Here is a 22,754-nt window from a genome sequence, read left to right on the forward strand (position 1 = left end):
TTCTGTTTACGGCAGGATTTTCTTGAGTAAAAGCTCAAGCGTTGCCACTTCATCTGCCGTTAAGTTTTTTGTTAGTTCCTGGTGCAGTGTTTGTCCTACTAATTGATGACATTGCTCACACATGGCCGCGCCATCGCTGGTCAGTTTCACCAGTACGCCACGTTTGTCATTCGGGTTAGGGCTTCGTTCGACCCATCCTTTACAGACGAGACGATCCAGCATGCGGGTTAACGCACCCAGATCGACAGAGAGCACCTTTTTCAGCTCAACCGGCGTGATACACACTTCGCAGCGAATGGAACACAGCACTTTGAACTGTGTTGCGGTGATATCCAGCGGTGACAGGTAGTCATTGAGCAGGCGATCTTTTTTCTGGTTAACCATATGAATAAGACGACCCAGTGGGATTATGTCGTTAAAGAGGTCACTGGTGCTTTTCACAATGGTTGCCCTGGCAAGTAGTTTAGTCACGCCAGATATTATTGCTCAGGCAAGTATAAGTCAACTGAATGAATCAGCCGATGCCACGAATTGCTAAAACGCTTCAGGAACTTTTTCAGTACGCTTTTAAATCAGTTACATAATCTGAGGTTATTGGTTGCGCGGGACAATGAGAGTTACGTTACGCGGATGGCTCCGGACGAGGGTTTCCCCCTATAATTGCGGTGTTGAATAAGGATAAGGACTGCGGTGCACTATGTTGGATTTGATTAAGGCAGTGGGGCTTGGGCTGGTGGTATTGCTGCCGCTGGCGAACCCGTTAACGACGGTAGCACTCTTTCTGGGGCTGGCGGGGAACATGAACAGTGCGGAGCGCAATCAGCAGTCGATGATGGCCTCCGTATACGTTTTTGCCATCATGATGGTGGCTTATTATGCCGGGCAGCTGGTGATGAATACCTTCGGCATCTCCATTCCTGGCCTGCGTATTGCTGGCGGGCTGATCGTGGCCTTTATTGGTTTCCGGATGCTGTTCCCGGCGCAAAAAGCGCACGAATCACCTGAAGCGAAAAGCAAATCGGAGGAGCTTGAAAGCGAACCGAGCGCCAATATCGCCTTTGTGCCGTTAGCCATGCCGAGCACGGCGGGGCCGGGGACAATTGCGATGATCATCAGTTCCGCCTCAACGGTGCGTGATGGTTCGACTTTCCCTGACTGGGTTATCACCGTTGCGCCGCCGCTCATTTTTGGGCTTATCGCCCTTATCGTCTGGGGATCGTTACGCAGTTCCGGGGCGATTATGCGCTGGGTAGGCAAGGGGGGGATTGAAGCTATCTCCCGTCTGATGGGCTTCCTGCTGGTCTGTATGGGCGTGCAGTTTATTATTAACGGCGTGCTGGAGATTGTGAAGACGTACCATTGAGAACAGTGCCGGGTGGCGGCTACGCCTTACCCGGCAAACTCATCGTCAACCGTGGCTGGTCTGTTCTTCCATCGCGACCGGCCATTTACGGAAGATCAGCACCGACCAGATCAGTGCGATCAACGCCGGAACAGCCCCGAGATAGCCAATGGCCGACATCGACACATGCAGGCTGATCTGATTTCCCACCAGCGCGCCGGCCCCAATTCCCAGATTAAAAATTCCGGAGAAGAGCGACATCGCCACGTCCGTGGCATCCGGTGCCAGCGCCAGCACTTTGACCTGCATTCCCAGACCGATAATCATGATCGCCACGCCCCAGAACAGGCTGAGGATCGCCAGATGGCTTTCGCTACCCGCCGCAGGCATCAGTAACAGCAGGCACGCCAGCAGCAGGCCAATCGCACCGCTTACAAGCGCGGACGCGTGTCGATTGCCCAGCTTTCCGAACAGGACACTGCCGATAATCCCCGCGCCGCCCAGGATCAGCAGCAGAACGGTGGCAAAGTTGGCGCTGAAGCCCGCGACAACCTGTACGAACGGCTCAATATAGCTATAGGCCGTATAGTGGGCAGTCACCACAATCACGGTCAGCAGATAGATGCTCATCAGCGCCGGACGACGCACCAGCAGCGGCAGACTTTTCAGCGAGCCGGAGTGTTCGCTCGGCAGTTTTGGCAGCAGTTTAACCAGACACACCAGCGTGACCAGCGCCCCCATGCCGATGGCAAAGAAGGTGGTGCGCCAGCCGAAGTATTGACCCACGATACGCCCGATGGGCAAGCCTAACACCATCGCCAGCGCCGTTCCGGTGGCAATCAGGCTCAGCGCCTGGGCGCGTTTCCCCGCGGGCGCCAGACGAATGGCGAGCGACGCGGTGATCGACCAGAAAACGGCATGGGCAAAGGCGATACCCGTGCGGCTGATGACCAGCACCGTAAAGTTCCATGCCATAAACGACAGCACATGGCTGGCAATGAACACCACAAACAGCCCAATCAGCAGCTTACGGCGTTCCATCTGGCTGGTCAGCAGCATAAACGGCAGCGACATCAGCGCCACGACCCATGCATAGATGGTCAGCATGATGCCTGCCTGTGCCGTCTCCATGTTGAAGCTGGCTGCGATGTCAGACAGCAGCCCAACCGGAACAAATTCCGTGGTGTTGAAAATAAACGCTGCGATGGCGAGCGTGACCACGCGTAGCCACGCGACCCTGCGGGAAACCGTGTGTGTTGTCATAGGGATATCTGGGATTCGTTGCCTGAAAGATGAGGTGACGATCTTAAAGCGTTAAACGGCGAAAACTCAACCGTTATGTGATATGAATCACAAAATTTACCTTCATGCAGCGGTAGCGAGCGAGGGGGATTTCATTGAAGATAGAGAACAACACAACAAAAACGGGCGGTAACTCGATGCAGGAGATTGATTTTTATCTGGTAGATGCGTTCAGCGCGTTCTCCTTTGGTGGCAACCCGGCGGCGGTATGCCCGCTGAAAGCGTGGCTGCCGGATGAGACGTTACTGCGTATGGCGCAACAGCATAACCAGTCGGAAACCGCGTTTTTTGTCTGCACCGAAGGGGGGATTGAGCTGCGCTGGTTCACCACGCTTACCGAGGTCAATCTCTGCGGTCACGCGACCCTGGCCGCCGCGTATGTTCTGTTCAACGAACTGGACTATCCGGACTCGCGCATTCATTTTGATACCGCTTCCGGCCGCCTGACCGTCAGCCGGGAGGGTGACTGGATGACGCTGGATTTCCCCGCCTGCCCGACGCAGGCGCAGATACCGCCACCGGAGATGCTCTCCGCGCTCGGTATCAGCCGCTATGTCGACGCCCGCAAAGGCCGTGCCTGGGTGCTGGTGCTGGAAAACCGCGAGCAGGTGGAAGCCGTTACGCCGGACTTCTCCGCGATGTTGCCGGGCGTTCATAAGGTGGCTGTGACCGCCCGGGATGAAGGGGAGTATGACTTTGTCAGCCGTTTCTTTTCGCCGGGCGTGGCCGTGCCGGAAGATCCGGTCACCGGCTCCGCACACACCATGCTGATCCCATACTGGAGTGAGAAACTCGGTAAAACAAAGATGTTTGCGCGTCAGGTTTCTGCCCGCGGTGGGGACGTCCGCTGCGAACTTAAGGGCGACCGCGTGCTGATGGGCGGGCAGGCGTCACTGTATCTCAAGGGCACAGTTTTTCTGCGCTGACTAAATGGATAAGAGGAATAAACGATGCAGGAAATTGATTTTTATCTGGTAGATGCCTTCAGCGACAGGGCGTTCGGCGGCAACGCAGCGGCAGTGTGTCCGCTGGAGTCCTGGCTTGCGGACGAGACGTTGCTCAACATGGCGAAACAGCATAACCAGTCGGAGACGGCGTTCTTCGTGCGCACGGACGAAGGCTTTGAGCTGCGCTGGTTTACCACGCAGGATGAAATTAACCTGTGCGGCCACGCGACCCTGGCCGCCGCGCACGTTATTTTTGAATACCTGGACTATCCGCACACGGAGATTACCTTTAGCACGCGCTTCGTGGGGGATCTGACGGTAACTCGCAGCGGCGACTGGCTGACGCTGAATTTCCCGGCCTGGTCAACCGAGGCCGTCGACAACCCGCCGCCGGCGCTGTTCAGCGCGCTGGGCATTAGCGCGGCGAAAGAGGTGCGCGTCGGTCGTGACTATATGGTCGTGCTCGACAGCCAGCAGCAGGTGGAGGCCCTGACGCCGGACATCGCGGCGATGACCCCGCTGGGGAAAATGGTCTGCATCACGGCGCCGGGGGACGCGTATGATTTCGTCAGCCGCTTCTTCTGTCCGGGGGAAGGGGTGCCGGAAGATCCGGTCACGGGCTCAACCCACAGCATGCTGATCCCGTACTGGAGCGAAAAGCTCGGTAAAACGCAGATGGTTGCCCGCCAGGTGTCCCGGCGCGGCGGCGATTTGCGCTGCGCGCTGAAGGGCGACCGCGTATTGATTGGCGGGCAGGCCACGCTGTATATGAAGGGGAAAGTTTATCTTCGCCTTCAGGATTACGGACAACGTTAATTGCCCGTACGCTGAGCCAGTTATGCAGAAGGCGCTGATGGCTGACGTTCGTTCAGCAACGCGATAAATGCCTCGAGCTGGCGCGTCATCGCCCCGCGTCGCCACACCAGCCAGGTGGTGAGCCAGCGCCAGTTCTCCGCCAGCGGCCACGCCGCTACCTGGTGGTGTCCCGGCATGCTCTCCAGCATGGAGCGGGGCATCAGCGCAATGCCTGCTCCCGCGATCACGCAGGCGAGCATCCCGTGATAGGACTCCATCTCATGGATCCGTCCCGGCGTGACGCGGTCAGCATGAAACCAGCTCTCCAGATGACGCCGGTACGAGCAGTTGGCGCGAAAGGCGTAAACGTCGCTGCCGCTTACCTGCGCGGCTTTTGATACTTCCGCGTGCCCCGCAGGGGTGACCAGCATCATCTCTTCCTGGTAAACAGGCATGCCTTCCAGCTCCGGGTGCGAGAGCGGCCCGTCGACAAAGGCCGCGCTGAGCGTGCCCTCAAGCACGCCGTCAATCATCGTGCCGGAAGGCCCGGTAGACAGCGCAAACTGAATGCGCGGATAGCGCTGGTTAAACAGCGCCAGGCTTTCCGGAATGCGCACGGCGGCGGTACTTTCCAGCGCGCCAAGTGAGAATAATCCCTGCGGTTCATCCCCGGCGACCACCATTCGGGCTTCGTCGACCAGCGCCAGGATCTGCTTGCTGTAACGTAAAAAATTGTGCCCGGCGGGGGAAAGCCGCAGGCGCTGATTCTCGCGAATAAACAGCTCCACGCCCAGATCTGCCTCAAGCTGACGGATGCGGGTGGTGAGGTTTGAAGGCACCCGGTGCACCTTCTGCGCCGCCTGGGTAATGCTGCCGGTCAGCGCGACGGCGTTAAACATCTCAAGCTGTGTTAAGTCCATACCATTCTCGATTCGTGAATAAGGTGGTGAGTATTATTCATTTTTAAGAAATACCAGAGTGGGCCACAATGAATCAACCGTTATTACGTGGAGAACATCATGACCTATTCATCTGCAACCCATGCTCTCTCTGTCAACCCGGCGACCGGCGAAACGCTGGCCGCCTGGCCGTGGGCAACGTCTCAGGACGTGGAGCGAGCCATTGCGCTGGCCGATGCCGGTTTTCGCCAGTGGCGACGCGAAGGCATAGCGCACCGGGCACAAAAACTTCGCGATCTGGGTACGGCGCTGCGCAGCCGTGCGGAAGAGATGGCGCAGACTATCTCCTGCGAGATGGGCAAGCCCATTGTCCAGGCGCGTGCGGAAGTGGCGAAATCAGCCAGCCTTTGCGACTGGTACGCCGAACACGGCCCGGCGATGCTGCGCGCGGAATCCACCCAGGTCGAAAATGCGGTCATTGAGTACCGTCCGCTGGGGCCGATCCTGGCGGTGATGCCATGGAACTTCCCGCTCTGGCAAGTGTTGCGCGGCGCGGTGCCGATCCTGCTGGCGGGGAACAGCTATCTGCTTAAGCATGCGCCAAACGTGCTCGGCTCGGCGGACCTGATTGGGCAGGTGTTCGCGGATGCCGGCTTCCCGGAGGGTGTCTTTGGCTGGATAAACGCGACGAATGACGGCGTCAGCCAGGCGATTAACGATCGTCGTATTGCGGCGGTGACGGTGACCGGCAGCGTTCGGGCAGGCGCGGCGATTGGCGCACAGGCAGGTGCGGCGCTGAAGAAATGCGTGCTGGAGCTGGGAGGCTCCGATCCGTTTATCGTCCTGAACGATGCCGATCTGGATCTGGCCGTCAGCGCGGCCGTGGCCGGGCGTTATCAGAATACCGGGCAGGTTTGTGCGGCGGCGAAACGCTTTATCGTGGAAGCGGGCGTGGCAGAAGCCTTTACCCAACGCTTTGTAGACGCGGTTGCGGCGCTGAAGATGGGCGCACCGGATGAAGAAGAGCACTATATTGGCCCAATGGCGAGATTTGACCTTCGCGATGAACTGCATCAGCAGGTGCAGGCTACGCTGGCGGAAGGGGCGACCCTGCTGCTGGGCGGAGAGAAGATGTCCGGGACCGGTAACTATTACGCACCAACCGTACTCGGCGGCGTCACCCCGGAGATGACGGCCTTCCGTCAGGAGCTGTTTGGCCCGGTAGCGGCAATTATCGTTGCGAACGATGCGGCGCATGCCTTGCAGCTGGCTAACGACAGCGACTTTGGCTTATCTGCGACGGTCTTTACCGCCAACGACGCGCAGGCTGAAACCTTCTCTCCCGAACTGGAGTGTGGTGGCGTGTTCATCAACGGCTACAGCGCCAGCGATGCGCGCGTCGCCTTTGGCGGCGTGAAGAAGAGCGGCTTCGGGCGAGAGCTTTCTCATTTCGGTCTGCACGAGTTCTGTAACGTTCAGACGGTCTGGAAGGATCGCGTGTAATGTTGTTGCCGGGTAGGGCAAGGCCGCTACCCGGCAGTTCATGTTTCCTGTCATTATTCTGCAATGGTTCTGTCATTTTCGTTTCGTAGACTCGCTCGCGTCTAACGTATTGTTACAGAAGAAAATTATGAACCTAACGCAAATTTTTCGCCGTCTTGCGCAGCGCATTATTCCCCGTCAGTTTGGCCTGCTGACCGGCATCTTTTGTATTATTGGCCTTTTCTCCGCTCTGCAACTCTCTTCCTCCTTCCTGCTGACCGCCTCCCTCAATGAAGCCCAGCGTAACGAACAGCGCAATCAGCTGGCCTGGCAGCAGCAGAGTAAGCTGGATCAGGCACGCGTTTCCCTGCTGGCCGCCAGCGATCTGCTCAACCGCTCCGGCGTTTACTTTATGCAGGATAAAGAGACCGGCTCTGAAGGCAGCTGGCATAGCCTGATGGACGAGGCGCAAAAATCCCTGGCGGCGTCTCAGCAGGCATGGCAGGCCTGGCTCGCGCTTAATCCGCCGAAAGACGAGGGGCTGGTTAACAGCTATCAGCTTTTCTTCGGCGCCATCAGAGAGCAGGCGGAAGGGCTGGTGAAAACCAACAGTATCGATCTCTTTTTTGCCGTACCTGCGCAGGCGTTTCAGACCGATTTTAATGACAACTTTGCGCGCTATCAGCAACGGAGCGAGAAGCAGGCGATACAGGGGCGTCAGTCGTTGATGGAACAACTCTCAGGCCTGCAACGGCTGTTCCTGTTTGCGCCGCTGGTGCTGCTCGCCATTGCCATTGCCGTCTGGTTCGGAATGGCGAAATGGGTGATCTCCCCGCTACGCCGTCTGATTGCCCATATCAACCAGCTTGCGGCTGGGGATCTGTCGGGCACGCCGCCTGACGTTATGCGCTTTAACCGGGAAATCAGCCAGCTCAGCAACAGTATTACCGCCATGCAGCGCGGGCTACAGCAGCTAGTGACTCAGGTCAGCGAGGCCACCACCTCCATGGTTGAGAATATCGGGTCACTTGCGCAGGGAAATCAGAAGCTTTATCAGCAGTCTACGCGTCAGGCGAAAGAGCTGGAGGAGGTAACGGCACATATTGCCGACCTCGAAACCCACGTTGAGGGAAACACGGGTTATGCAAAGCTCGCCCGCTCGCGTGCCGATGAGGCCCGACAGGCTGCCGCCGGCGGGGAGCAAATGATGTCTGCGGTGAATGGCTCAATGCAGACGATCGTTGACCGATCCTCAGAAATGCGCGGGATCGTCGCAATGATCGACAGCGTGGCGTTTCAGACCAACATTCTGGCCCTTAACGCCGCCATTGAAGCCGCCCATGCGGGGGAACAGGGGCGCGGGTTTGCGGTGGTCGCCCGGGAAGTGGGGCTGCTGGCCCGAAAAAGCAGTCACTCCACGCAAACCATCCAGGCGCTGATCAACCACTCGCTTCAGGGCATTGAGGAAGGTTCTCAGGTGGTCAATCGTCTGGAGGATAATCTGCAACAGGTCACCGGGCTGGTGGCGAATCTGAGCAGCCTGCTGAACGATATTTCTCTGGCTACCCTGAATCAGGGGGAAAGTATCCATCAGATGACCCGTCAGCTTCAGGCGCTGAATCAGGTATCGCGTCAGACGGACGTGCTGGTCAGCGAAGCGTCGAATGCCTCTGAACGCCTGCATCAGGCGTCCGATCTTTTGATGCAGGCCGTCTCGCGTTTTCGTCTCCCTGCCTGACGTGACGTATCAGCCTCTGTTATACTCGCAGCCCGTTTTAGCCTGAGGGCAAGGAGCAAAGTGTGGCTGCGGTCATCCATAATGAGATGCTGGACGAGATTCTGGCGCAGGTTCGTCCGTTACTGGGGCAGGGTAACGTTGCCGATTACATTCCCGCGCTGGCTTCAGTCAGCGGGAATAAGCTCGGCATCGCCATTTGTACTATCGACGGTCAGCGCTTTCAGGCGGGAGACGCGCTGGAGCGCTTTTCCATTCAGTCGATCTCAAAAGTGCTTAGCCTGGTTGCCGCCATGCGCCAGTATGACGAGCAGGAGATCTGGCAGCGGGTGGGCAAAGATCCGTCCGGTCAGCCGTTCAACTCCCTTCTTCAGCTTGAAATAGAGCAGGGTAAGCCGCGTAACCCGTTTATTAATGCCGGAGCGCTGGTGGTGTGCGATATGCTGCAAAGCCGACTGAGCGCGCCGCGGCAAAGAATGCTGGAAATTGTGCGTCAGCTTTCCGGCGTACAGGACATTGCCTACGATCCGGTGGTGGCGCGGTCCGAATTTGAACACTCCGCCCGTAACGCCGCCATTGCCTGGCTGATGAAGTCCTTCGGCAATTTTCATAATGACGTCGCTACGGTGCTGCAAAACTATTTCCATTACTGCGCGCTGAAGATGAACTGTGTCGAACTGGCGCAGACTTTCCTTTTTCTGGCGCATCAGGGCCATGCCCCGCATCTGGCCGAGGACGTCGTCTCTCCGATGCAGGCCCGGCAAATTAACGCCTTAATGGCAACCAGCGGCATGTATCAGAACGCCGGGGAGTTTGCCTGGCGCGTGGGGCTGCCGGCTAAATCCGGCGTTGGCGGTGGGGTTGTGGCGATTGTCCCCCACGAGATGGCGATTGCCGTCTGGAGCCCGGAACTGGACGAGACCGGCAATTCACTGGCGGGCGTGGCGGCGCTGGAACAGCTGACCAAACGTCTGGGACGGTCCGTTTACTGATGTCTACGCTCGATCCTTTATTTGCGCGCCTGGCTCGCTCGACGTTCCGTTCGCGTTTTCGTTTAGGTACCAAAGAGCGGCAATACTGCTGGGATAAGGGCGTGGAGACTATCGATCGGCATGCGGCCGATTTTGTATCCGCACGGTTGGCACCTGCACACCCGGTGAATGACGGTAAGCAGACGCCGATGCGCGGCCATCCCGTCTTTATCGCCCAGCATGCCACGGCAACCTGCTGTCGGGGCTGTCTGGCTAAGTGGCACGCTATCCCGCAGGGCGTGCCGCTCAATGCGCAGCAACAACAGTATATCGTCAACGTGATCCATCATTGGCTGGTCATTGAGGTAAATCGTGCCTCCTGAACTGACAATGTCTCTGTTTAAGCTACGCTTTTACTAATGCTCAGCGTCAGGAGACGTTATGAAAGCACCTTTAGTTCCCGTTAATGAGGCGGAGCGCCTGATTGCTCTGCGCGAGTCCGGTCTGCTCGAGATCGACAATAATCCCGCGTTTGATCGTCTGACACGGCTGGCATCACGCTTTTTCAGGGTGCCGCTGGCGATGATAACGCTGGTGGATGACAACGCCGTCATCGTGAAGTCTGCCGAGGGCAAAGTGCCCGTCAGCCAGCCTCGCGATCTCTCGTTCTGTGGCCATACGATTCTGGGTGATGCGCCGCTGGTGGTGAGTGACACGCTGCTGGACGAACGCTTTGTGGATAATCCGCAGGTGGTGGTAGAGGGCGGCATACGCTTTTATGCCGGTTTTCCGCTGCGTTTACGCGACGGGGCGTGCGTAGGATCGCTGTGCATTATTGATTACGCACCGCGCGAATTTACGGCGGCGGATTCCGCCGTGCTGGCCGATCTTAGCGCGCTGGCAGAAGATGAATTTGCCGCAGTCAGCGCGGCCACGACCGATGAGCTTACGGGGTTGTTCAACCGTCGTGGGTTTAATCAGTTTGCGCATTTTGCCCTGTCGGTTGCGCGGCGTCGGGCAGAGCCGTTAACGCTTGGCTGGCTGGATCTGGACCATTTCAAAACCATTAACGATCGCTTCGGCCATCAGGAGGGCGACAAAGCCCTGAAAGCGATGGCTAACCTGATGCGTTCGTCGTTTCGCGAGGCCGATCTGCTGGTACGTTTCGGCGGAGATGAGTTCGCGGTGCTGTTTGCGGACACCGATGAGCCTGGCGCCTGGATCGCCATGCAGTATCTCGTCGAACAAACGGAAAAGTACAACGCGCGCCAGCTGCATCCCTGGTCGTTACAGTTCTCCTGGGGGCTGAGCGAGTTCGATCATCACCGGAACGATATGCAGGCGTGGTTAAAACAGGCGGATACGCAGATGTACGCCATGAAGCAGCAACATCACCGCGAAAAATGACATAACGAAATCCTATGTCATCGCCTGTTGCGTTACAAAAATGTTAATAGCAAAGTGGAGAGATTCAACCTAAGGACGCGCTATGAACTCTCCCATGCTGATTAAACCTCTTTCCCGGCAGGACATTCTTACCCACCTCGATGACCTGATCGATATTCTTGTCAACTGCGTTAACGGCGGTGCCTCCGTCAGTTTTATGCTGCCTTTTACTGCTGAGAAGGCGCGTACGTTCTGGCTCGGCGTTGCGGACAGCGCCGGGCGCGGCGAACGAACCCTCCTGGGCTGTTTCGATGAAGAGCAAGGCATAATAGGAACGGTACAGCTCATCACCGATCAACCTGAAAACCAGCCGCACCGCGCAGACGTCGCAAAACTTCTGGTTCACGAGAAGGCGCGCCGTAAAGGGGTAGCCATGGCGCTGATGGAAGCGCTGGAGGCAGTTGCGCGTGAAAAAGCGCTGACGGTGCTGGTGCTTGATACTACGACCGGCAGCGGCGCGGAGACGTTTTACCAGCGTGCAGGGTGGCAAAAGGTGGGGGAGATCCCACGCTACGCGTTGATGCCGAACGGCGATATGGCGGCGACCTCGGTATTTTATAAATTTTTGTGATTATTTCCCGCCATTGCGTCATGAGTTGATCCAGACAGGGGTTCTGGTTGTGAAGTTTTGATAAGTTATTACACCAATCTTATCAGGCTGTATGACTAATCATAAAGGACCTCCATTGTGAACACACTCAACCGTCGTGATTTCCCCGGTGCGCACTACCCTGAACGTATCATCCAGTTCGGCGAAGGTAACTTCCTGCGCGCGTTCGTTGACTGGCAAATCGACCTTTTGAACGAGCATACCGATCTCAACTCAGGTGTGGTGATTGTTCGGCCGATCCAGAGCGATTTTCCTCCGTCGCTGAGTACTCAGGATGGTCTGTATACCACGATTATTCGGGGTCTGAACGAGCAGGGGGAAGCGGTAAGCGATGCGCGTCTTATTCGCTCTGTGAACCGTGAAATCAGCGTCTACAGCCAGTACGATGAATTTCTGGCGCTCGCCCATAACCCGGACATGCGGTTTGTCTTCTCCAACACCACGGAAGCGGGCATCAGCTATCACGCGGGCGATAGGTTTGACGATGCGCCTGCTGCCAGCTATCCGGCCAAGCTGACGCGTCTGCTGTTCGAACGCTTTACCCACTTCAACGGGGCTGCGGATAAAGGCTGGATCATCATTCCTTGCGAACTCATTGACTACAACGGCGAAGCCCTGCGTGAACTGGTGCTGCGTTATGCGCAGGAGTGGGCGCTGCCGGCGGCGTTCATTACCTGGCTGAACGACGCGAACACCTTCTGCTCGACGCTGGTTGACCGCATTGTTACCGGCTACCCGCGTGATGAGGTGGCGGAGCTGGAAGCCGGGCTGGGCTATCACGACGGTTTCCTGGACACCGCTGAACATTTCTATCTGTTTGTTATTCAGGGGCCAAAATCGCTTGCAGCCGAACTGCGCCTGGATAAATACCCGCTCAACGTCCTGATTGTTGACGATATCAAACCGTATAAAGAGCGTAAGGTGGCAATCCTCAACGGCGCGCACACGGCGCTGGTGCCGGTTGCTTATCAGGCCGGACTGGATACGGTAGGGGAAGCCATGAACGACGCGGAGATTTGCGCGTTCGTTGAAAAGGCTATCTATGAAGAGATTATTCCGGTACTGGATCTGCCGTGCGACGAGCTGCACTCCTTCGCCCGTGCCGTAACGGGGCGCTTCCGTAATCCGTACATTAAGCACCAGCTGCTGTCGATTGCCTTAAACGGGATGACAAAATACCGCACCCGCATTCTGCCGCAGCTGCTTGCAGGGCAGAAGACGACCGGCAAACTGCCCGCACGGCTGACATTTGCCCTTGCGGCGCTGATTGCTTTCTACCGTGCCGAACGCAACGGTGAGCGTTATCCGGTGCAGGACGATGCGCACTGGCTGGAGCGTTATCAGCAGCTGTGGACGCAGCATCACGACAAGCAGATTACTACGCACGATCTGGTGTCGTCGGTGTTAAGCGTGAGCGAGCACTGGGAGCAGGACCTGACACAGGTGAATGGACTGGTAGAACAGGTTGCGCAGGATCTGGATGCGATTTTAAATAAAGGGATGCGCGATGCGGTGAAACCGCTCTGCTAATCAGACTGCCCGGCGTTTGCCGGGTTTTTTATTAACCCTCTTTAGTTACAACATACTATAGGTTCTTTTTTTTAAATCACATGCAACACCGTGCGATTTAGGCTAATCAGGTGAGAAAATGCAATGAGTTGTTAACATGCTTGCAACCGTGACGGGGATCACGTTTAATAGCCGCGCTCTTTACTTTTCTGAAGCTGATTATGATTGTTCGTCCTCAACAGCACTGGCTGCAACTGATTTTTGTCTGGCATGGTTCGGTACTACCCAAAATTTATACCCGACTGCTGCTTAACTTCCTGCTTTCCATCGCCGTGATTGTCATGCTGCCGTGGTATACCTCGCTGGGCATCCGGTTTACCGTCGCGCCATTCAGCATTCTGGGCGTGGCTATCGCTATCTTCCTTGGCTTTCGGAACAACGCCTGCTATTCGCGCTACGTTGAGGCTCGTCTGCTTTGGGGGCAGTTGATGATAGCGGCGCGCTCGCTGTTTCGCGAGGTAAAAAACACCTTACCGGATGATAAACATCTCGGAGAGTTTGTCCGCCTGCAAATCGCCTTTGCTAACTGTCTGCGCATGACTCTGCGCAAAGAAATCAATGCCGAGCGGCTTTCTCGCTATCTGTCTCCGGACGATTTACGTAAGGTGATGGACGCCAACTCCCCGGCGAACCGTATCCTGCTGATTATGGGGGAGTGGCTGGCCGTACGTCGGCGTAGCGGGCATCTCTCAGACATCCTGTTTCACAGCCTGAACAACCGCCTGAACGATATGTCCATCGTGCTGGCCGGCTGCGAGCGTATCGCCAATACGCCCGTCCCGTTTGCCTATACGCTGATCCTGCACCGAACGGTGTATCTGTTCTGCATCATGCTGCCGTTTGCGCTGGTTGTTGATCTGCATTACATGACGCCGTTCGTCTCCGCGCTGATTTCGTACACCTTTATCTCGCTGGATACCCTGGCGGAAGAGCTGGAAGATCCGTTTGGGACAGAAGATAACGACCTGCCGCTGGACGCCATCTGCAACATGATGGAGCGCGATCTGTTGCAGATGAACGATGAAGAGAACATCCCTGAAAGACTGATGCCGGATAAGCATTATCAGCTGACCTGACGGGCATTCCACTCGTCGCGGGTGATTTCCCACAGTTCCGAGTCCAGCACGCCGCTGACGTAGGCTTTCTTCCCTGTCCTGATGAGCCGCATGCCGCTACTGTCTGAAATACGTCGGGAGCGGCTATTGGCAGCCGCTTTCGGCGCACGTAGCACCGGTTTGTTAAGCGTATTGAACCAATAATCCGTGGCCGCGATACTCGCCTCCCGCATATATCCCTGTCCCTGAAATTCCGACGAGAGCCAGAAGCCTCGGTTGTTGTCTTCCACGTCGTACAGGCAAATTAATCCCATCAGTTCATCAGGCGCTTCGCGACGGCGAATCGTCCAGAACCACGCTTTACCTTTGGCCATATCGGGCAGCGCAACATTGTTGACATAGCTTTCAGCACCGTCGTCCGGATAGGGCCAGGGAACGGAAGCCACCATATAGCGAACAATTTCCCAGCGTGGATAACGCTGCTGGATCTGAACGGCATCGGCGGCAACGAGGGGTTTAAGCAATAGGCGTGCTGTCGTCAGCGTGGGTATCGTCATCCGGTGATCTCCATATTTGAGCGTTATGCTTTTGTTTGGGTTCTGGTATTTTCAGTTCCGTTCTACTGTACTTTAAATACTATCCAGTCACTGGCGGTTTTTTGATGAAAATTTTGCCTTTGTTAACCGGACACGTTTCTTATGAACTCCTGCAACACGGGAAACGGATTGAGGACGCTATCGCCCGTCATGACGATGTGTTATTAGACCATTCTACGCCTGAACTAGAGCGCTATTTCTCACGCCCGCTTAGTGAGCTGCCACGTCAAAATGCTTATCCAGTTGCGATATTATTACCACTGTTTCTGATTATTTTTGCGTTGAACTTGCTGCCATTTCTCCGGTTGGTATCAAGTATTTCGCCATCGCTACATGCACTCAGTTTTTTTGTCCCATCGTTAACCATACTTATCTTCCTGATGCTCGCCAGTACACGCCTCGCTCGCGGATACACTTCAGGACTAACAGGATTTTTAGCGCTTTTCATTCTCCTGTTCACATTAACGGTTCTGCAATGGCTTCACTATCTGACCGTTTCTGACGCCAGTAGCTGGCAGCTGATTATTGCAACGATCGCTCTGGTATTAAGCCGCATGGTGTTAAACAGTCGAGGCTTTGTGCTGTTCACGCTATTTTGTCGGTCGAAGCGTCTTGCCACGCTGGCTCGCATCATGCGTTTAAAAAGCAGTAACGATAATGTGAGGAACACATGACGCTCACCGTACGCCCGTTACGCGCAGAAGATTACCCACAGTGGCGACCGCTGTGGGATGGCTATACCCATTTTTATGACTGCTACCTTGACGAGCCCGTCACCGCAGCGACATGGAAAAGGGCGCTGTCAGGCTCATCATCTCTGTTTTGCCGGGTCGTGGAGAAAGACGGTAACGTCATCGGCTTCGCCATGTGTGTCCTGCATGAAGGGACCTGGTCAACCGCGCCGGTTTGCTATCTGGAAGATCTGTTCGTTAATACTGCCGAACGTGGCGCAGGGGCAGGCAAAGCCCTCATCGATGCCCTGATCGATGAGGGCAAGCGGGAAGGGTGGTCAAAACTTTACTGGGTCACCCGGGCAAACAATCCGGCGCGTAAACTCTATGACCACTATGGTGAAGCCGACGATTACGTCCGTTACCGAATCACCCTTTAACCCGATTTGTATCACACTGTATCTGCGCCTGAGAGACATACACGGGTATGCATTAATACCGCATCCGCACACATCCCCTATACAAACCCATGGTGTTATATCTCCGTCAACTGAACTCACCCGGAGATAACATCATGCTTAACAAACTCGCCTATTCAGCAGTCGCATTGACCGTTTCGCTTGGCACCGTAATGTCCTGTCAGGCAGAAGCGATGGGTAAGGATTACTCGTCGGCTTTTAACCAGGTAAAACAAATTAACGCCGGCGATCTGAACGTCGGTTATGTTGATATCGGGCCGAAAGACGGGCAACCGGTGATCCTGCTGCATGGCTGGCCGTACGATATTCACAGCTACGCGGAAGTTGCCCCCGCGCTGGCCGCGAAGGGGTATCGTGTCATCGTGCCGTCCCTGCGCGGTTACGGCACCACGCGATTTATTTCTGATAAAACACCGCGTAACGGCCAGCCTTCGGCAATGGCGAAAGACATCGTCAACCTGATGGACGCCCTGGATATCAAACAGGCGGTGTTTGCCGGTTATGACTGGGGTGCACGTACGGCGGATATCGTTGCGGCGCTTTGGCCGGAGCGCGTGAAATCGCTGGTCTCGGTGAGCGGCTACCTGATAAGCAGTCAGGCAATTGGTCAACAACCTTTACCGCCGAAAGCGGAGGTGCAGTGGTGGTATCAGTTCTACTTCGCCACGCCGCGCGGTGCTGAAGGTTATGCTAAAAATACGCACGATTTTGCCCGCCTGATCTGGTCCCAGGCTTCGCCTGATTGGACATTCAGCTATGCCACCTTCAATACCAGCGCCAAATCCCTCGATAATCCGGACCACGTTGCCGTCACGCTCAGTAATTACCGCTGGCGTCTGGGGCTGGAGAAGGGTGAGCCGAAATATGACGCCTATGAACAAAAGCTCGCCGCGTTGCCGAATATTACGGTGCCGACCATCACCATCGAGGGCGGTAACAACGGAGCTCCACATCCGGCACCTGCGGCCTATGCCGGAAAATTTACCGGGAAATATGAGCACCGCACCTTTGGCGCTAAGGTTGGCCACAACCCGCCGCAGGAAGATCCGCAGGACTTTGTTAAAGCGGTTGTCGACGCGGATAAGCTCTGACATGTGCTATTTTCAATCCGTTACCTCTTAATCAGGAGCCTGCGGTGGAGCATATTGATCGCATCCTTGTTGTCGATGACGACAGGGATATTCGTGAACTGATTGTCGATTACCTCGTGAAATCCGGTTATCACGCCTCTGGCGCGGCGAACGGGAAAGAGATGCGCGTGATGCTCGACAAACAGCATATCGACCTGGTGGTGCTGGACGTGATGATGCCCGGCGATGACGGTCTGACGCTGTGCCGACAGCTGCGCAGCAGCAAGCATAAGGATCTGCCGATCCTGATGCTTACCGCGCGCAACGAGGACACGGACCGGATCCTGGGGCTGGAGATGGGCGCAGACGATTACGTGGTAAAACCGTTTGTGGCCCGCGAACTGCTGGCGCGTATCAAAGCCATCCTGCGTCGGTTTCGTACCATGCCGCCGAATCTTCAGGTCACCGAGGCAGGGCGCCTGGTGGTGTTCGGCGAATGGCAGCTGGATACCGTGGCGCGTCATCTGATCGATAATGAGGGAATGATCGTCGCGCTCAGCGGCGCGGAATACCGGCTCCTGCGCGTGTTCCTCGATCATCCTCAGCGGGTGTTAAGCCGTGACCAACTGCTGAACCTGACGCAGGGACGCGATGCCGAACTGTTTGAGCGTTCGATTGATCTTCTGGTGAGCCGCGTGCGGCAGCGCCTGAATGAGGATGCCCGCACGCCGGCCTACATAAAAACCGTACGCAGTGAAGGCTACGTGTTTACCATGCCGGTGACCATCGTTGAGGCCAATGAATGACGCTGTGGCCCAAAACATTACTGGCCCGGCTGCTGATCATTGTGCTGCTTGGGCTATTGCTGGCTAACGCACTCAGCCTGACGCTGGTCATGGTGGAGCGAATGCACAGCGCGCGCACGGTTATGCTGGGCAATCTTGAGAATGACGTTGCCACCAGCGTGGCCATTCTCGACCGGCTTCCCGCGAAAGAGCGCCCGCAGTGGCTGGAACGGCTCAGCCGGGGGAATTATCGTTACATCCTTGGCCCCGGGGAAGCAGGCGCCGCGCCAGTGGATAAACGCTCGCGGGATGCGGTTCGTACCCTGAAAGAGACGCTTTCTGCTCAATATCCGCTCCAGTTTACGGCGGTTCCGGGGCCGATCTCCCATATTCAGGCCCATCTGACGCTCCGCGACGGGGCACCGCTCACCATCGATCTGATCCCGCGTATGCCGCCCGTCGCCAGCTGGTTACCCGTGGTGCTGGTTCTTCAGCTGTTACTTGTCGCGCTTTGTTCCTGGATTGCCGTGCGCCAGGTTGTCCGGCCGTTCCTGCAATTCACGCGTGCGGTTGATTCGCTCGATCCTGCGGCCCATTCACCCATGACAGAAAAAGGACCGATTGAGGTGCGTCAGGCGGCGCATGCCTTTAATGCGATGCAGTCGAGGATACAGACGTATCTGCGTGAACGCGCGCAAATTCTGGCGTCCATTTCTCACGATCTCCAGACACCCATCACGCGCATGAAGCTGCGGGTCGAAATGGCGGATCGGCCCGAGCTGCGCGATAAGTTGATGAGTGACCTCGATAATATGTCGCGCCTGGTACGGGAGGGCATTGCCTATGCCCGGTCATCAGAATCCCTTGAAGAGCCCACCCTGAAACTGGAACTGAATGCGTGGGTTAACAGCATCGCCAGTGATTATCAGGACATCGGTAAAAACGTGCAGTTTCACGCACCCGCTACGCGTCTGCCGATCGTTACCCGCCCGCAGGCCTTGCGTCGGGTGATGACCAATCTGCTGGATAATGCGCTGAAGTTTGGTGATAGCGCGGTAATAGACATTGATGCAGATGAAAATCAGGTGGCAATCCGCATTCTGGATGATGGTCCCGGCATTCCTGAGGCTGAACTGGAGGCCGTGTTACAACCGTTTTATCGGGTTGAAACGTCGCGCAACCGCGACACGGGCGGCACCGGATTAGGCCTCGCGATTGCCGCGCAGCTCACCGCCCAGCTTGACGGGAAACTGCATCTTGCAAACCGTAACGAGGGCGGGCTGGCCGTCAGCGTGACCCTTCCGCGCGGTTAATTGTACCCCTGTGTATCTGTACGCCGCGGCGTTACACGGGCAGACGAAATGCAGCTTTTAGCACACAGCCTGAACACATTCTTACGGTGAAATGACCTCACTGCACCTTCGCAGCAACGGTATTGTGAGGTCCTTATGTTTCTGATAATTGCTTTTTTGGGCGGCATGATTAGCCTGCTCAGCCCGTGTACGCTTCCCGTCATTCCTCTGCTGTTCGCCGGTTTCCAGGGGCAGCGCAAACACATTCTGGCGCTACTCGGGGGGATGATTGTGATGTTTACGTTGGTGGCGATGGTGGTCACGGTTGCCAGCGAGTGGATCGCCGACGCTACCGTTATCGCCCGCTGGATTGCGCTTCTGGTGCTGGGCATCGCCGCACTGGCTCTCATTTTCCCCCAGTTCGCACAACGGATTGCCAGCCCGGCGGTCAGCGTCGGGAACGTGCTAAACACCCGCAGCGCACAGACGCACGGCATGTTGTCGGCATTTCTGGCAGGGCTGTCCGTAGGGCTCCTGTGGTCTCCCTGTGCCGGACCGATTCTCGGGGCGATCTTCAGCATCAATATTTCGGGTCACTCGGCCATTGCAACCGGCGCGCTGTTAGCCGCTTACGGCGGAGGATGCGCGCTGATGCTGGGGCTGCTTGTCATCGGAGGGCGTAAGCTGATCACCCCTCTGAGGGCAAAATCCGCGTTGATGGCGCGTCTGCGTCAGGGAGCAGGGGTAATGATGTTAGCCGCCGTGGCCTTTAACGCCTCCGGAATGAGTTCGTCGCTGAAAGGAGCTAACGGCATTGCCGACCGTCTGGAAAACGCCCTGTTGAACCTTGCGCAACCAGCCTCCACGCAGGTGAAACTACAGCCGGTGGCTGACGCGGAGCCGAGCAGCCAGCTGCCGTCCCTGGACGGTGGCACGGGCTGGATAAACGGTGACCCTGTCACGTCTGCATCCCTGCGAGGAAAGGTGGTGCTTATTGATTTCTGGACGTGGGACTGCATTAACTGCCAGCACACGCTCCCGCACGTACGTGACTGGGCGAAGAAATACCAGTCTGAAGGCCTCGTGGTGATTGGCGTTCACACCCCGGAATATCCATGGGAAAAGCCGTTATCATCGGTGACAAACGCGGTCAACAAATGGCAGCTGCCGTACCGCGTAGTGACGGATAATAACTACAAAATCTGGAGCGCGTTCGGAAACCAGTACTGGCCGGCGCATTACTATTTCGATGCGAAAGGGCAACTGCGTTACACCTCGTTCGGCGAAGGTCACTACGACAAGCAGGAGGCCGTTATACAACAGCTGCTCAAGGAAGCGCGTTCCTGATCCGGCTCAGGGTGCCCGCTGAGCAACCATAAACAGGCGTGGAAAGGCCAGCAGTATCTGCCCGTTCTCCTGGAGCGGATACTGCTCTACCAGCCGTTCATGATAGCGTTTCAGAAAGTTTTTCTGCTCGCTCTCGTTGAGATCCTGTAACCACGGCCGTAACCCCGTCGCGCTGACCCAGTCAATAATCGCCTGATGAGAGCTCATCTGATGGAAGTAGGTGGTACGCCAGATATCCACGTCGCATCCCGCTTCCGTCAAAATATCGTAGTAGGCATGGATGCCCGGCAACGGCTCGCGGCCACGATCGGGGTAGCCCTGTTCCGCTGCAACTTCACGCATCAGGGCGTGCGTCGGCTCAAGCCAGTTGTCGGGCATTTGCACTGCCAGCACGCCGTTTAGCTGAAGCAGTGAAACCAGATGTGGCAGAAGGTGATAATGGTCCGGGAGCCATTGCAGGGAGGCGTTGGCGTAGATCAGGCTAAGAGGCTGTTCAGGTTTGTAGTGACAAATATCCGCTTCAATAAACTGACAGTCTGGCAGAGCCTGTCGGGCTTCATCCAGCATGGCAGGGGAGTTATCCACGCCGGCGATCTGCGCTGTAGGCCAACGCTGTTTCAGCAGCGCCGTGCTGTTACCCGGCCCGCAGCCCAGATCCACGGCAGTCGTTACGTCAGCAAGCGGCACCCGGGCGAGTAACTCAGCGGCGGGACGCGTGCGCTCTGCGCTGTACTGAAGATAAAGAGAGGGATCCCAGTCGGCCATTTTCGCATCTCCATGTTGAGGTGTTCAGCAAGAATAGCACAGGCAGAAACCTGCGCCGCGGCAGGTATCTGGATAACCGTGAGATTATAAAATGCCTTTCAGGGCTACATGATAAAGCAGCATGATGGTTTTACCGTCGACAATCTGGCCGTTCTCAATGCCCCGTAGCGCGTCGTCCAGCGTCATTTCCAGCACGTCGATATCTTCCCCCTCGGCCTTAACGCCGCCGCCCGCGCTGGCCCGATCCTGCGGGTGATATTCTGCCAGATAGAAATAGAGCTTTTCGGTAACGGAGCCCGGGCTCATGTAGGCCTCAAAAACTTTCTCAACGCGCGCCACCTTAAACCCGGTTTCTTCTTCCGCTTCGGCCTTAATCCGGCTTTCAGGATCCAGGTTATCAAGCAACCCCGCGGCTGCCTCAATGAGATCCTCTTCGTGACCATTGATAAACACCGGGAAACGGAACTGACGCGTCAGAATGACGGTTTTGCTGTCGCGATTATAGAGCAGGATCGTCGCGCCATTCCCGCGGTCATATACTTCGCGCTCTTGCCGCTGCCAGTCGCCATCGCTGCGCTGGAGGTCAAAAGTGTATTTTTTCAGGTTATACCAGTAATCGGACAACGTTTCGCTAGTGATAATGCGTATATCTGCACGTTTTGATTGCACGTTTAGCTCTCCTCTCGTAGAGTAAACATCATAAGCAGCACTATCGTGCAAAAACAAGCTATATCGTGCAATATCAGGAATAAAAAATGCTCACCAGTCAGCGTAAACAGTTAATCCTTGAAAAGCTGGAGGCGGAAGGTCAGGTTCAGTCTACTGCGCTTAGCCACTTATTTTCGGTGTCAGAGGACACTATTCGCCGGGATTTACGCGAACTGGCGGCAGAAGGGCGTTTGCAGCGTGTCCACGGCGGCGCGCTTCCGGCATCGTCAGCGATTGCGCCTTTTGCCGAGCGCCAGTCCGTTAAAATGGATGCCAAGAAACGCGTGGCCCGTCGGGGCGCGCAGCTCATTTCGCCGGGGCAGGTGGTGATTGTCGATGGCGGGACGACCACCTCAGAACTGATCACGTTCTTACCGCCAGATCTACGGATTACCGTGGTGACGCACAGCCCGGGTATCGCATTGGGGCTGGTCGACCATCCGAGCATAGAAGTGATCCTGATTGGCGGCCGTTTGTATAAACACTCCATCGTCACGGTCGGCGCGGCCGCTATTGAAGGCATCAACAATATTCATGCAGATCTGTTCTTCATGGGCGTCACCGGCGTTCATCCCGAGGCCGGGCTGACTACAGGAGATTATGAGGAAGCGTGCATCAAACGTGCATTTTCCGGCAGAGCGGCGGAAACGGTAGTACTGGCCTCGCCGGAAAAGATCAATACGGCCTCGGCGTTTGTGATTGGCGATTTGTCGCTGGTCAATACGCTGGTCGTTGAGGACACAACGGATGAACGCTGGGTAAATGCCATGAAAGAAAAGGGCATTGCGGTGATCGCAAGCCAGTAAATATCCGCTTTTTTGCCAGCCTGGCTGCGGGGCTGTCAAACAGACAAAGGTTATGCGTCACGCTGATTCTTAGACTAACGCT

Annotated in this window: 24 protein-coding genes; 18 read left to right on the forward strand and 6 right to left on the reverse strand. The window is 56.3% G+C overall.

Annotation, left to right across the window (positions count from 1 at the left end; translation table 11 throughout):
• Positions 1-6: 6 nt before the first annotated feature.
• On the reverse strand, positions 7-441 hold the full coding sequence (gene marR, locus INF58_RS07060; RefSeq protein ID WP_003857182.1) for a multiple antibiotic resistance transcriptional regulator MarR: 435 nt from the start codon (positions 439-441) through the stop codon (positions 7-9).
• 256 nt (positions 442-697) lie between these two features.
• Between marR and INF58_RS07065 the strand changes: the two genes are divergently transcribed.
• Positions 698-1,363 carry a MarC family NAAT transporter gene (locus tag INF58_RS07065; RefSeq protein WP_063866722.1) on the forward strand — a complete coding sequence of 222 codons (666 nt, stop codon included), beginning with the start codon at positions 698-700 and terminating at the stop codon, positions 1,361-1,363.
• Between the two features lie 45 nt (positions 1,364-1,408).
• Here INF58_RS07065 and INF58_RS07070 read toward each other — a convergent pair whose 3' ends face one another.
• Complete coding sequence (locus INF58_RS07070; protein WP_193527358.1) at positions 1,409-2,605, reverse strand: sugar transporter; 1,197 nt, start codon at positions 2,603-2,605, stop codon at positions 1,409-1,411.
• Positions 2,606-2,781: 176 nt separating this feature from the next.
• Between INF58_RS07070 and INF58_RS07075 the strand changes: the two genes are divergently transcribed.
• The gene (locus INF58_RS07075) at positions 2,782-3,570 is read left to right on the forward strand and encodes a PhzF family phenazine biosynthesis protein (RefSeq protein ID WP_193527455.1); all 789 of its coding nucleotides are present in this window, start codon (positions 2,782-2,784) and stop codon (positions 3,568-3,570) included.
• Between the two features lie 24 nt (positions 3,571-3,594).
• Positions 3,595-4,407: a PhzF family phenazine biosynthesis protein gene (locus INF58_RS07080; RefSeq protein ID WP_107535352.1), complete on the forward strand. Its 813-nt coding sequence runs from the start codon at positions 3,595-3,597 to the stop codon at positions 4,405-4,407.
• A 20-nt stretch (positions 4,408-4,427) separates the two neighbouring features.
• Here INF58_RS07080 and INF58_RS07085 read toward each other — a convergent pair whose 3' ends face one another.
• Entirely contained in the window at positions 4,428-5,306 is an 879-nt protein-coding gene (locus tag INF58_RS07085; protein WP_193527359.1) for a LysR family transcriptional regulator, read from the reverse strand.
• A gap of 99 nt (positions 5,307-5,405) precedes the next feature.
• Here INF58_RS07085 and sad point away from each other — a divergent pair, with 99 nt between their 5' ends.
• The 8 genes from sad to INF58_RS07125 all read left to right on the forward strand — a co-directional run bounded on the left by sad (position 5,406) and on the right by INF58_RS07125 (position 14,174).
• Positions 5,406-6,788, forward strand: a complete 1,383-nt coding sequence (gene sad / locus INF58_RS07090) for a succinate-semialdehyde dehydrogenase (RefSeq protein WP_193527360.1) — start codon at positions 5,406-5,408, stop codon at positions 6,786-6,788.
• A 127-nt stretch (positions 6,789-6,915) separates the two neighbouring features.
• Entirely contained in the window at positions 6,916-8,505 is a 1,590-nt protein-coding gene (locus INF58_RS07095; RefSeq protein ID WP_063866716.1) for a methyl-accepting chemotaxis protein, read from the forward strand.
• Between the two features lie 62 nt (positions 8,506-8,567).
• Positions 8,568-9,494, forward strand: coding sequence for a glutaminase B (glsB, locus tag INF58_RS07100; protein ID WP_063866715.1), 927 nt, complete (start codon positions 8,568-8,570; stop codon positions 9,492-9,494).
• The gene (locus INF58_RS07105; RefSeq protein ID WP_063451328.1) at positions 9,494-9,856 is read left to right on the forward strand and encodes a DUF4186 domain-containing protein; all 363 of its coding nucleotides are present in this window, start codon (positions 9,494-9,496) and stop codon (positions 9,854-9,856) included. Before glsB ends, INF58_RS07105 begins: the two co-directional genes overlap by 1 nt.
• Before the next feature lie 58 nt (positions 9,857-9,914).
• Positions 9,915-10,880, forward strand: coding sequence for a diguanylate cyclase (locus INF58_RS07110; RefSeq protein WP_193527361.1), 966 nt, complete (start codon positions 9,915-9,917; stop codon positions 10,878-10,880).
• Positions 10,881-10,962: 82 nt separating this feature from the next.
• Positions 10,963-11,490, forward strand: a complete 528-nt coding sequence (locus INF58_RS07115) for a GNAT family N-acetyltransferase (protein ID WP_131637117.1) — start codon at positions 10,963-10,965, stop codon at positions 11,488-11,490.
• A 117-nt stretch (positions 11,491-11,607) separates the two neighbouring features.
• Positions 11,608-13,059 (forward strand): tagaturonate reductase, encoded by a 1,452-nt coding sequence (locus tag INF58_RS07120; protein ID WP_193527362.1) that lies wholly within the window; start codon positions 11,608-11,610, stop codon positions 13,057-13,059.
• A gap of 200 nt (positions 13,060-13,259) precedes the next feature.
• Complete coding sequence (locus INF58_RS07125) at positions 13,260-14,174, forward strand: bestrophin family protein (protein ID WP_063451324.1); 915 nt, start codon at positions 13,260-13,262, stop codon at positions 14,172-14,174.
• Here the strand turns inward: INF58_RS07125 and INF58_RS07130 are convergent.
• Entirely contained in the window at positions 14,162-14,710 is a 549-nt protein-coding gene (locus INF58_RS07130; protein WP_193527363.1) for a GNAT family N-acetyltransferase, read from the reverse strand. The genes INF58_RS07125 and INF58_RS07130 overlap by 13 nt on opposite strands.
• 104 nt (positions 14,711-14,814) lie before the next feature.
• Between INF58_RS07130 and INF58_RS07135 the strand changes: the two genes are divergently transcribed.
• The 6 genes from INF58_RS07135 to INF58_RS07160 all read left to right on the forward strand — a co-directional run bounded on the left by INF58_RS07135 (position 14,815) and on the right by INF58_RS07160 (position 20,393).
• Positions 14,815-15,423 (forward strand): hypothetical protein, encoded by a 609-nt coding sequence (locus tag INF58_RS07135; RefSeq protein ID WP_193527364.1) that lies wholly within the window; start codon positions 14,815-14,817, stop codon positions 15,421-15,423.
• Positions 15,420-15,860, forward strand: a complete 441-nt coding sequence (locus INF58_RS07140) for a GNAT family N-acetyltransferase (protein ID WP_193527365.1) — start codon at positions 15,420-15,422, stop codon at positions 15,858-15,860. Before INF58_RS07135 ends, INF58_RS07140 begins: the two co-directional genes overlap by 4 nt.
• A gap of 134 nt (positions 15,861-15,994) precedes the next feature.
• A complete protein-coding gene (locus INF58_RS07145) occupies positions 15,995-16,990 on the forward strand; it encodes an alpha/beta fold hydrolase (RefSeq protein ID WP_193527366.1) in 996 nt (331 codons plus the stop codon).
• A gap of 44 nt (positions 16,991-17,034) precedes the next feature.
• Positions 17,035-17,775, forward strand: coding sequence for a response regulator (locus INF58_RS07150; protein WP_107535362.1), 741 nt, complete (start codon positions 17,035-17,037; stop codon positions 17,773-17,775).
• Positions 17,772-19,067, forward strand: a complete 1,296-nt coding sequence (locus INF58_RS07155; RefSeq protein WP_193527367.1) for an ATP-binding protein — start codon at positions 17,772-17,774, stop codon at positions 19,065-19,067. The genes INF58_RS07150 and INF58_RS07155 overlap by 4 nt, the downstream gene beginning before the upstream one ends.
• Positions 19,068-19,202: 135 nt before the next feature.
• Positions 19,203-20,393 (forward strand): cytochrome c biogenesis protein/redoxin, encoded by a 1,191-nt coding sequence (locus INF58_RS07160; RefSeq protein ID WP_193527368.1) that lies wholly within the window; start codon positions 19,203-19,205, stop codon positions 20,391-20,393.
• A gap of 6 nt (positions 20,394-20,399) precedes the next feature.
• Here the strand turns inward: INF58_RS07160 and tam are convergent, their stop codons facing one another.
• Positions 20,400-21,158 (reverse strand): trans-aconitate 2-methyltransferase, encoded by a 759-nt coding sequence (gene tam / locus INF58_RS07165; protein ID WP_193527369.1) that lies wholly within the window; start codon positions 21,156-21,158, stop codon positions 20,400-20,402.
• An 84-nt stretch (positions 21,159-21,242) separates the two neighbouring features.
• Positions 21,243-21,827 carry a GDP-mannose pyrophosphatase gene (locus tag INF58_RS07170; protein ID WP_193527370.1) on the reverse strand — a complete coding sequence of 195 codons (585 nt, stop codon included), beginning with the start codon at positions 21,825-21,827 and terminating at the stop codon, positions 21,243-21,245.
• Positions 21,828-21,913: 86 nt separating this feature from the next.
• Here INF58_RS07170 and INF58_RS07175 point away from each other — a divergent pair, with 86 nt between their 5' ends.
• Positions 21,914-22,672 carry a DeoR/GlpR family DNA-binding transcription regulator gene (locus INF58_RS07175; RefSeq protein ID WP_107535367.1) on the forward strand — a complete coding sequence of 253 codons (759 nt, stop codon included), beginning with the start codon at positions 21,914-21,916 and terminating at the stop codon, positions 22,670-22,672.
• Positions 22,673-22,754 lie beyond the last annotated feature (82 nt).

This window comes from Enterobacter cloacae complex sp. P24RS (assembly GCF_014982165.1).
Classification (GTDB): Bacteria; Pseudomonadota; Gammaproteobacteria; order Enterobacterales; family Enterobacteriaceae; genus Enterobacter; species Enterobacter quasihormaechei.

Coding starts and splice junctions, on each gene's coding strand:
- INF58_RS07175 (WP_107535367.1), top strand. CDS start 21,914: ATGCTCACCAGTCAGCGTAAACAGTTAATCCTTGAAAAGCTGGAGGCG.
- INF58_RS07115 (WP_131637117.1), top strand. CDS start 10,963: ATGAACTCTCCCATGCTGATTAAACCTCTTTCCCGGCAGGACATTCTT.
- INF58_RS07075 (WP_193527455.1), top strand. CDS start 2,782: ATGCAGGAGATTGATTTTTATCTGGTAGATGCGTTCAGCGCGTTCTCC.
- INF58_RS07135 (WP_193527364.1), top strand. CDS start 14,815: ATGAAAATTTTGCCTTTGTTAACCGGACACGTTTCTTATGAACTCCTG.
- INF58_RS07125 (WP_063451324.1), top strand. CDS start 13,260: ATGATTGTTCGTCCTCAACAGCACTGGCTGCAACTGATTTTTGTCTGG.
- INF58_RS07145 (WP_193527366.1), top strand. CDS start 15,995: ATGCTTAACAAACTCGCCTATTCAGCAGTCGCATTGACCGTTTCGCTT.
- INF58_RS07065 (WP_063866722.1), top strand. CDS start 698: ATGTTGGATTTGATTAAGGCAGTGGGGCTTGGGCTGGTGGTATTGCTG.
- INF58_RS07130 (WP_193527363.1), bottom strand. CDS start 14,710: ATGACGATACCCACGCTGACGACAGCACGCCTATTGCTTAAACCCCTC.
- INF58_RS07095 (WP_063866716.1), top strand. CDS start 6,916: ATGAACCTAACGCAAATTTTTCGCCGTCTTGCGCAGCGCATTATTCCC.
- INF58_RS07155 (WP_193527367.1), top strand. CDS start 17,772: ATGACGCTGTGGCCCAAAACATTACTGGCCCGGCTGCTGATCATTGTG.
- INF58_RS07070 (WP_193527358.1), bottom strand. CDS start 2,605: ATGACAACACACACGGTTTCCCGCAGGGTCGCGTGGCTACGCGTGGTC.
- INF58_RS07160 (WP_193527368.1), top strand. CDS start 19,203: ATGTTTCTGATAATTGCTTTTTTGGGCGGCATGATTAGCCTGCTCAGC.
- INF58_RS07110 (WP_193527361.1), top strand. CDS start 9,915: ATGAAAGCACCTTTAGTTCCCGTTAATGAGGCGGAGCGCCTGATTGCT.
- sad (WP_193527360.1), top strand. CDS start 5,406: ATGACCTATTCATCTGCAACCCATGCTCTCTCTGTCAACCCGGCGACC.
- INF58_RS07105 (WP_063451328.1), top strand. CDS start 9,494: ATGTCTACGCTCGATCCTTTATTTGCGCGCCTGGCTCGCTCGACGTTC.
- INF58_RS07085 (WP_193527359.1), bottom strand. CDS start 5,306: ATGGACTTAACACAGCTTGAGATGTTTAACGCCGTCGCGCTGACCGGC.
- tam (WP_193527369.1), bottom strand. CDS start 21,158: ATGGCCGACTGGGATCCCTCTCTTTATCTTCAGTACAGCGCAGAGCGC.
- INF58_RS07080 (WP_107535352.1), top strand. CDS start 3,595: ATGCAGGAAATTGATTTTTATCTGGTAGATGCCTTCAGCGACAGGGCG.
- INF58_RS07140 (WP_193527365.1), top strand. CDS start 15,420: ATGACGCTCACCGTACGCCCGTTACGCGCAGAAGATTACCCACAGTGG.